This window comes from Ensifer sp. GW101-20A05 (assembly GCF_059424735.1).
The window spans coordinates 1-2,039 of sequence record NZ_JBWKZT010000044.1 but is presented as its reverse complement, the minus strand read 5'-3'; the positions used below and the strand labels follow the sequence as shown (position 1 = coordinate 2,039).

Below are 2,039 nucleotides of genomic sequence, written 5' to 3'. Positions count from 1 at the left end.
TGCGGATTTCGGATTAACGGGACAGCGATTCCGGTAAATCCCGGACAGTCGTTTCACTAAATCGCGGACAGTCTCGCGGGGTCGACCTTCGTTCGCCTGGTTGATGTCATTTGTTATTGATTTCGGCGTTTCGCGTTTCGGTCAAGAGCGAGGTTTGCTTTTGCTTCCTCATGCTATCGCCTTCGAGCGCAATTCGGTGAGAGTTGTGAACGATGCGATCGAGGATGGCGTCAGCGATAGTCGGCTCCCCGATCATCTCGTGCCACTGCGCCACGGGGAGTTGGGCGGTGATCAGAGTTGATTTCCTGCGGTAGCGCTCTTCGAAGATTTCCAGGAGATCCAGCCGCTGCTGATCGCTGAGCGCATGGGTTCCCCAGTCATCCAAGATGAGCAGTTGAACACGTGCGAGCTTGTCGACCAATCGAGGGAACCGACCGTCGAGGCGCGCCAGGGCCAAATCCTCGAAGAGACGAGGCATCCGGACATAGAGAACGGAATAGTCGAGGCGGGCCGCCTGCCGTCCGATGGCACAGGCAAGCCAGGTTTTGCCGGTTCCCGTTTGTCCGGTCAGGATCAAGTGCTCATGGGCTTTGAGCCATTCGCCTTGTGCCAGGGAGAGAAGCTGTCTGCGGTCAAGGCCGCGATGGGCGGCGAAGTCGATGTTCTCGATGCAAGCGTCGGGGAAGCGCAGTTTGGCGATTGCAAGCCGGTTGGTCAGGCGCTTGTCACCGCGCACGGCCATCTCCCGGTCGAGCATCAGACCCAGCCATTCGTCGCGGTTGAGATCGCTGCCCTCGGGCTGATTGGCCAGTTCACGATAAGCTGCTGCCATGCCGGATAGACCGAGTGCGTGCATCTGGTCGAGGGTTGGATGTGTGAGCATTCAAGTGTCTTCCTTTCTTCACTGGTAATAGGAACTGCCGCGGATGTTGCCATGCGGCGGGGCTGGCTTGACCGGCTCGGCGGCTGGTGGAGCTTGATCGAGGCCGGATTTGAGGATGGTGCTGACGGAGGAATAGCTGGTCGCATTGATCGTCAGCGCCCGATCGCACGCGGCTTCAAGACGCTCAGGTCCGTACCGGCGCGCGAGTGATAGAACGCCTTGAGCGGCGCGGTATCCCTGCTGGGGATGGGGCCTGTCGCGCATCAGCCGTTCGATCAGGATCGCAGCGTTGCGGCCAATCTTTGCGGCCTGTTTGATCAGGCTCGCCGGAGTGGTGTTGGCATAGTGCTGATGCGTCTTGGGCATGTGTTCGTTGACGGTGACGTGACCAGCCCGCTGCGACGTCCGGCGGTGACTGGCGACACGTTGGTGATCATGGAAGACCTCGACAATCCGGCTTGTAAGCCGGACATCCACCTGGCGGCCGATCAGGCGGTGCGGCACGGAGTAGAAGGCCTTATCGACCTCGACATGATAGTCGGGATGAACCTTTGCCGATTTCCATTCGGAATATTCGAATGGCGTTGCTGGCAAGGGGGCGAGCGCTTCGCGTTCGATCACCTCGAAGAGTTGATGTCGGGATTTGCCAACCCGCCGCATCGGCCGGTTATTGAGATCGTCGAGGAGCTGGCTGATCCGCACGTTGAGATCAGCGAGGCTGAAGAAGCGCTCATTCCTCAGTCGCGCCAGGATCCAGCGCTCAACGATCAGAACGCTGCCTTCGACCTTGGCTTTGTCCTTCGGCCGTTTTGGGCGGGTCGGCAGGACCGTCGTGTCGTAATGTTCGGCGAATGCTGCAAAAGTGGCGTTGATGGTCGGCTCGAACCACAAGGGCTTGGCAACGCCGGCCTTGAGGTTGTCGCAGACGATCGCCTTGGTCACGCCACCGAAGAAGCTCAACGCCCGTTGCTGACCCTCGATCCAGTCTGGCAGCCGTTGAGTGAAGCTCGCATAGGCGAAGGTGTACAAGGAGGCCGGCAGAACCGCGACGAAGATCTGCGCCGGCCGGATCTCGCCCGTCGCCGGATCAATGACGGGGACGGTGTGGCCAGCATAGTCGGTCTGCATCGCCGCGCCGGCGGTGTGGCGATTGCGG

Annotated in this window: 2 protein-coding genes; both read right to left on the bottom strand. The window is 60.2% G+C overall.

Features of this window, described 5'->3' with window-relative positions:
- Positions 1–106 precede the first annotated feature (106 nt).
- Positions 107–883, bottom strand: coding sequence for an IS21-like element helper ATPase IstB (gene istB, locus AC070A_RS34545; RefSeq protein ID WP_060521043.1), 777 nt, complete (start codon positions 881–883; stop codon positions 107–109).
- Between the two features lie 18 nt (positions 884–901).
- On the bottom strand, positions 902–2,039 hold a 1,138-nt coding region (gene istA, locus AC070A_RS34540), incomplete at its 5' end, for an IS21 family transposase (RefSeq protein ID WP_494773646.1).